Source organism: Aquipuribacter hungaricus, from assembly GCF_037860755.1.
Taxonomy (GTDB): Bacteria; Actinomycetota; Actinomycetes; order Actinomycetales; family JBBAYJ01; genus Aquipuribacter; species Aquipuribacter hungaricus.
The window spans coordinates 1-7,098 of the sequence record NZ_JBBEOI010000184.1; the positions used below are offsets into that span (position 1 = coordinate 1).

The 7,098-nt window shown below is 74.3% G+C and carries 5 protein-coding genes; 4 read left to right on the plus strand and 1 reads right to left on the minus strand.

The window, feature by feature from the left end; translation table 11 throughout:
* A partial coding sequence (locus WCS02_RS15445; RefSeq protein ID WP_340294813.1) for a DNA polymerase occupies positions 1-1,934 on the plus strand: 1,934 nt, incomplete at its 5' end.
* Positions 1,935-2,040: 106 nt separating this feature from the next.
* A complete protein-coding gene (locus tag WCS02_RS15450) occupies positions 2,041-3,651 on the plus strand; it encodes a methyl-accepting chemotaxis protein (protein WP_340294815.1) in 1,611 nt (536 codons plus the stop codon).
* A 39-nt stretch (positions 3,652-3,690) separates the two neighbouring features.
* Here WCS02_RS15450 and WCS02_RS15455 read toward each other — a convergent pair whose 3' ends face one another.
* Positions 3,691-4,605, minus strand: coding sequence for a class I SAM-dependent methyltransferase (locus WCS02_RS15455; protein WP_340294817.1), 915 nt, complete (start codon positions 4,603-4,605; stop codon positions 3,691-3,693).
* 161 nt (positions 4,606-4,766) lie between these two features.
* Here WCS02_RS15455 and rpsA point away from each other — a divergent pair, with 161 nt between their 5' ends.
* Both rpsA and coaE read left to right on the plus strand, forming a co-directional pair.
* A complete protein-coding gene (gene rpsA, locus WCS02_RS15460) occupies positions 4,767-6,284 on the plus strand; it encodes a 30S ribosomal protein S1 (protein WP_340294819.1) in 1,518 nt (505 codons plus the stop codon).
* Positions 6,285-6,398: 114 nt separating this feature from the next.
* The coding region (gene coaE / locus WCS02_RS15465) for a dephospho-CoA kinase (protein ID WP_340294822.1) at positions 6,399-7,098 on the plus strand (700 nt) is incomplete at its 3' end.

A 7,098-nucleotide genomic window follows, 5' to 3' on the forward strand; every position in this document is an offset into this window, starting at 1 on the left:
TGGCCTCCGACTTCGAGGTCGTGCTCGCCGCCGACCTCACCGGTCCGGGCAGCCCGGCGCGCCCGGCCGCGCTCGACGGTGTCGCGGTCGCCGCGCCCGACGGCTCGGTGGCCGTGCTCCACGTCGGCGACCTGCTGCGCTGGGTGGCCTCGCCCGACGGTCCTGCCCTGGTGATGCACGACGCCAAGCCGCAGCTGCACGCCCTGGCCCGCGCCGCCTGGGCCCGCGGCCTGGGTCCGCTCGCGGCCGACGCCGCCGACGACGACCCGACGACGACGGGGGAGGGCCACGACGGCCGTGACGGCGGCACCGGCGGTGCGACCGACGACGACGTGGTCGGCGAGGACGGCACCACCGGCGCCCGCGCGGTCGCGTCGAGCATCGCCGGCCTGCCCTCGGGCGACACGTCGCTCGCGGCGTACCTGTGCCGGCCCGACCAGCGCTCCTACGACCTCGCCGACCTGTCCGTCCGCCACCTGGGCCGGACCCTGGTCACCGCCGAGCCCGTCGTCGAGGGCCAGCCCGTGGAGGAGCAGCTGAGCCTGGGCCTGGACGGCGCCGCGGAGCAGGTCGAGGACACCCCGGAGGACCTCGCCGACGCCGCCCGCGCCCGCCGTGACCTGCGCGCCGGCATCCGTGCCGCGGCCGTCGCGGAGCTCGACGCCGTGCTGCTCGGCGAGCTCGAGGAGCGCGAGGGCACCGCGCTCCTGGCCGACCTCGAGCTGCCGCTGGAGCGGCTGCTCGTCCGGCTCGAGAGCACCGGCATCGCCGTGGACGTCGAGCACCTGGAGCAGCTGCGCGAGCACTACGACGTCCGGGTGTCGGAGGCGGCGCGCCTGGCGTACGCCGAGATCGACGAGGAGATCAACCTCGGCTCGCCCAAGCAGCTGCAGCGCGTGCTGTTCGAGAAGCTCGAGATGCCCAAGACCAAGCGGACCAAGACCGGGTTCACCACCGACGCCGAGGCGCTGCAGGACCTCTACGAGTCCACCGAGCACCCGTTCCTGCTCCACCTCCTCGAGCACCGCGACGCGATCCGGCTGCGCCAGACCGTCGAGGGCCTCCTCGCCTCGGTGGGCGAGGACGGCCGGATCCGGACGACGTTCCAGCAGACCATCGCCGCGACCGGCCGGCTGAGCTCGACCGACCCCAACCTGCAGAACATCCCGATCCGCACCGAGGAGGGCCGGCGCATCCGCAGCGGCTTCGTCGTCGGCTCCGACGCCACCGGCCCGCTCGAGACCATCATGAGCGCCGACTACAGCCAGATCGAGATGCGGATCATGGCGCACCTGTCCGGCGACGAGGGCCTGGTCGAGGCGTTCACGGCCGGGGAGGACCTGCACCGCTTCGTCGGTTCCCGCGTCTTCCAGGTCGAGCCGGCCGACGTGTCGTCCGAGATGCGCTCCAAGGTCAAGGCGATGAGCTACGGGCTGGCGTACGGGCTCAGCGCGTTCGGGCTGTCCCGCCAGCTGCGCATCCCGGTCGACGAGGCCCGCGGGCTCATGGACGAGTACTTCATGCGCTTCGGCGGCGTACGGGACTACCTGCGCGGCGTCGTCGACCAGGCCCGCAAGGACGGCTGGACCGCGACGCTGCTCGGGCGGCGCCGCTACCTGCCCGACCTCACCAGCGACAACCGGCAGCGCCGCGAGGCGGCCGAGCGGATGGCGCTCAACGCCCCGATCCAGGGCTCCGCCGCCGACCTCATCAAGGTCGCCATGCTCCGGGTGCAGGAGCGGCTCGACGCGGAGGACCTGCGCTCGCGCATGCTCCTGCAGGTCCACGACGAGCTCGTCCTCGAGGTCGCCCCCGGCGAGCTGGACCGGGTGCAGGAGATCGTGCTCGAGGGGATGGGCGGGGCCGCTGACCTCGCGGTGCCCCTGGAGGTGCAGGTCGGCCTCGGCCGGTCCTGGTTCGACGCCGCGCACTGACCCCGCCGGCGTCACCCGGCCGGCCCCTCAGGCCCGGGCGTGGTCCGGCCGATCCTGGCTGGGGTCGGGTCCCACCGACCTCGGTCTCGACGGACGGTGGCATCCCGTGTCCTCCCAGCTCTCCCCGCTCGTGCGCCCCTCCCGGTGGCGCCGCGTCTCGCTGCGCACCCGCCTGCTCGCTCTCGTGGTGGCCGCGGTGCTCGGGATGGTGACGGTCGCCGTCATCGGCGCGCTGCAGGTGCGGAGCACCATCGAGGCCGAGCAGCGCCAGACGGCGCAGTCGGCGGTGGAGACGGCGCTCGGCGTCGTCGCGTACTTCGGCTCCCAGGAGGAGGCGGGCGTCCTCGACCGCGAGGAGGCCCAGGCGGCCGCCAAGGACGCCTTGCGCGAGCTCCGCTACGCCGGCGAGGAGTACTTCTGGGTGAACGACATGACCCCGAGCATGGTCATGCACCCCGTGAAGCCGGAGCTGGACGGCACCGACCTGTCCGCCAACGAGGACCCCACCGGGAAGAAGCTCTTCGTCGAGATGGTCGACGTCGTCGAGCGCGACGGCAGCGGCTTCGTCTCGTACATGTGGCCCAAGCCCGGCGAGGAGGACCCGCAGCCCAAGGTGTCCTTCGTCGCCGGCTACGAGCCGTGGGGCTGGGTCGTGGGCTCCGGCGTCTACGTCGCCGACCTCGACGGCGCCTTCCGCGCCGAGCTGCTCGGGATGCTGCTGTGGTGCCTGCCCGTGGTGGCGCTCACCGTGGTGCTGTCCCTGCTCGTGGCCCGGAGCATCAGCCGGCCGCTGCGCGAGATGACCGACGTGCTCGGCACGGGCGACCTCGGCCGCCGCCTGCCCACCGACGGCAGCGGCACCGAGCTGGACCGCCTGGCCGTCGCCGTCAACACCACGCTGGGCGCGGTCGCGGAGGTCGTGGCCCGGGTGACCGCGGCGTCGGAGCGGCTCGGCGAGTCCGCCCGCACCCTGTCCAGCACCAGCCGCGCCATCGCCGGCACCGCCGAGCGCTCGAGCGGGCAGACCCGCGAGGTCACGGCCGCCGCCGACGAGGTGAGCTCCGGGATGGAGGCGGTGGCCGCGGGCGCCGACCAGATGGGCGCCTCGATCCGCGAGATCGCGCACAACGCCACCGAGGCCGCCCGCGTGGCGGGCACCGCCGTGGAGGCCGCCCGCAGCGCGACCGCGACCGTCGCCCGCCTGGGGGAGTCCTCGGCGGAGATCAGCGAGGTCGTCAAGGTCATCACCGCGATCGCCGGGCAGACCAACCTGCTGGCGCTCAACGCCACGATCGAGGCCGCGCGGGCGGGGGAGTCCGGCAAGGGCTTCGCGGTCGTCGCGAGCGAGGTCAAGGAGCTCGCCCGCGAGACGGCCGAGGCCACCGAGCACATCGCCCGCCGGATCCAGGCCATCCAGGCCGACACCGGCAGCGCCGTCGAGGCCATGGGCAGCGTCACCGCCGTCATCGGCGACATCGACGGCTACCAGACGAGCATCGCCTCCGCGGTCGAGGAGCAGACCGCGACCACCGGGGAGATGAGCCGGGCCATCTCGCGCGCCGCCGGCACCGGCCGGTCCATCGCGGCGCTCGTCGCCGAGGCCGCCCGCGGCACGGAGGAGACGCGCGACGGCGTCGACGAGGTGCAGGCCGCGGCCGACGACCTGGTGCGGACGTCGCGCGAGCTGCTCGACTCGGTCGCGGGCTTCTCGCGCTAGGTCCCGGCGGCACTGGCCCCGGCAGCCGGGGCCGGTGCCCTAGGGCCGCCTGGTGACCATGACCAGGGTGCCGGGGACGTACTCCCCGCGCAGCGGCGACCAGCCGCCCCACGTGACCGTCGTCTCCTCGGGCCACTCCGGCTCCAGCAGGTCCTCCAGCACCAGCCCGGCGTCGCGGACCAGGCGCACCCAGTCCCCGACCGTGCGGTGGTGCTCGACGTAGTCCAGCGCGCCGTCCGGGGTCCGCTCGACGTAGGGGCGGCGGTCGAAGTACGACATCGACACCCGCAGGCCGTCCCAGCCGGGGTCGTCGGGCAGCGCCCACCGGAACGGGTGGCTCGTGCTGGCGACGAACCGGCCGCCGGGGCGCAGCACCCGCGCCACCTCGCCCAGGACAGCCCCGGCGTCGGCGACGAACGGCAGCGCGCCGTAGGCGGAGAACGCGACGTCGACCGAGGCGTCGGCCAGCGGGACCCGGCAGGCGTCGGCCACCACCGCCGGCGTCCCCCCGCCGCGCATGGCGAGCATCGCCCCCGACAGGTCCAGCGCCACGGCGCGCGCCCCCTGCGCGGCGAGCCACCGCGTGCCCTGCGCGGCTCCGGCGCCGACCTCCAGCACCACCTGGCCCAGGAGGCCGGCGGGGTCGCCGAGCAGCGCCTCGTCGGCCTCGTCGAGACCCTCCGGGCACCAGACCAGGCGGGCCGGCAGGTCGGCGGGCCGGGCCACCGGTCCGGTGCCGGCCGCGGGGCGGCCCTCGTCCTCGCCGGCACCCTCGGCCCCCTCGCCCGGGGCGTCGCGCAGGCCGGCGAGGAACGGCGCGTGCTCGGCCTGGTACGCCTCGGCCTCGCGGTCCCACCACGACCGTGACGCCCGGACGACGTCCTCGGCGGGCAGGGCGTCCTCGACGGCCGCGGTCGTGCCCTCCGGGGCGTGCGGGATGCTGTCCGGGCTCACCCGCGGAAGCGTCCCAGACCGTCGCGGCGCCGGGGGCCCAGGCCCGGCGGGCGTCGCCGCGCCGTCGCGTTGACCCCCCGTGTCACAGATCAGTAGACTGCTGACGCGCACGTCCGTGCGGCATCCCGCCCTCAGCATCCACCCTCCGGAGCCCCTACTTCATGACCACCACCACGACTGCACCTGTCAGCAGCTCCCGCGTCGCGATCGTCGCCGTCAACGACATCGGCAGCGCCGAGGACTTCATGGCAGCGGTCGACGAGACCATCAAGTACTTCGGGGACGGCGACCTCGTCTCCGGCACCATCGTCAAGGTCGACCGGGACGAGGTGCTCCTCGACATCGGCTACAAGACCGAGGGCGTCATCCCCTCCCGCGAGCTGTCGATCAAGCACGACGTCGACCCCAACGAGGTCGTCAAGGTCGGCGACGAGGTCGAGGCCCTGGTCCTCCAGAAGGAGGACAAGGAAGGCCGCCTCATCCTGTCCAAGAAGCGCGCGCAGTACGAGCGTGCCTGGGGCAAGATCGAGACGGTCAAGGAGGAGGACGGCGTCGTCTCCGGCACCGTCATCGAGGTCGTCAAGGGTGGGCTCATCCTCGACATCGGCCTGCGCGGCTTCCTGCCCGCCTCCCTCGTGGAGATGCGCCGGGTGCGCGACCTCCAGCCGTACGTCGGCAAGGAGCTCGAGGCCAAGATCATCGAGCTGGACAAGAACCGCAACAACGTCGTCCTGTCCCGCCGCGCGTGGCTCGAGCAGACCCAGTCCGAGGTCCGCACGACGTTCCTCAAGCAGCTCGCCCGCGGCCAGATCCGCACCGGCGTCGTGTCCTCGACGGTCAACTTCGGGGCGTTCGTCGACCTCGGTGGCGTCGACGGCCTCGTGCACGTCTCCGAGCTGTCCTGGAAGCACATCGACCACCCGACCGAGGTCGTCGAGATCGGCCAGGAGGTCACGGTCGAGGTGCTCGACATCGACATGGAGCGCGAGCGCGTCTCCCTGTCGCTGAAGGCCACCCAGGAGGACCCCTGGCAGCACTTCGCCCGCACCCACGGCCTCGGCCAGGTCGTGCCGGGCAAGGTCACCAAGCTGGTGCCCTTCGGTGCGTTCGTGCGCGTCGAGGACGGCATCGAGGGCCTGGTCCACATCTCCGAGCTGGCCGAGCGCCACGTGGAGATCCCGGAGCAGGTCGTCCAGGTCGGCGACGACATCTTCGTCAAGGTCATCGACGTCGACCTCGAGCGTCGCCGGATCTCGCTGTCGCTCAAGCAGGCCAACGACGGCGGCATCGCCGACGAGTCGTCGGAGTTCGACCCCACGCTCTACGGCATGGCGGCCGAGTACGACGAGCAGGGCAACTACAAGTACCCGGACGGCTTCGACCCCGAGACGGGCGAGTGGCTCCCGGGCTTCGAGACCCAGCAGGCCGAGTGGGAGAAGCAGTACGCCGAGGCGCAGAAGCGCTGGGAGGCCCACAAGGAGCAGGTCGTGTCCGCCCAGAAGGCGGAGCTCGAGGCCGGTTCCGCGACCTCCTCGTCGTCGTCGAGCTCGAGCAGCAGCCCGTCCTCGACCTCCACGGCGACGTCCTACGCCAGCGGCGGGGACGACGAGCCGGCGGCCGGCACGCTGGCCTCCGACGAGGCTCTCGCGGCACTGCGCGAGAAGCTCACCGGGCGCTGACACGGCGGGCCTGACGGCCTGACGCGCACCACCCACGACGGCCCGTCCCCTCCGGGGGGCGGGCCGTCGTCGTGCGCGGCCCCGGAGGACGCCGGCCGTGCCACACTCGCGCCCGTGCTGAGGGTCGGGCTCACGGGCGGCATCGGGGCGGGCAAGTCGACGGTCGCCCGGCGGCTCGCGGCCCGGGGGGCCGTCGTCGTCGACGCCGACCAGCTCGCGCGCGAGGTCGTCGCGCCGGGCAGCCCCGGCCTGGCGGAGGTCGCCCGGGAGTTCGGGCCCGGCGTCCTGGCCGCCGACGGCAGCCTGGACCGGGGCGCGCTCGGCGCGGTCGTCTTCGGCGACGCCGAAGCCCGCGGGCGGCTCGAGGCGCTCACCCACCCGCGGATCCGCGCGCTCACCGAGGAGCGCGTCGCCGCCGCACCCGACGACGCGGTGGTCGTCCACGACGTCCCCCTGCTCGTCGAGCTGCGCTACGAGGCCCGCTACCACCTCACCGTCGTCGTCCACGCGGGCGCCGAGGAGAGGGTCCGCCGGCTCGTGGACGAGCGGGGGTCGACCGAGGAGGACGCCCGCCGCCGGGTCGCCGCGCAGGCCGACGACGACGCCCGCCGCCGGGCCGCCGACGTGTGGCTGGACAACACCGGGGCGCCCGGCGCCGTGCTGGCCCAGGTCGACGCGCTGTGGGACGACCGCCTGCTGCTGTTCGAGGCCGGGGTCCGCGCTCGGCGCCCCGCTCCTCGGGACGACGGGCTCGTCCTGTCGCCGCCCGACCCCGCCTGGCAGGCGGCCGGCGCCCGGCTGGCGGCGCGCGTGG

Excerpts from the sequence above, each read along its gene's own strand:
- rpsA (WP_340294819.1), top strand. The coding sequence starts at position 4,767 with ATGACCACCACCACGACTGCACCTGTCAGCAGCTCCCGCGTCGCGATC.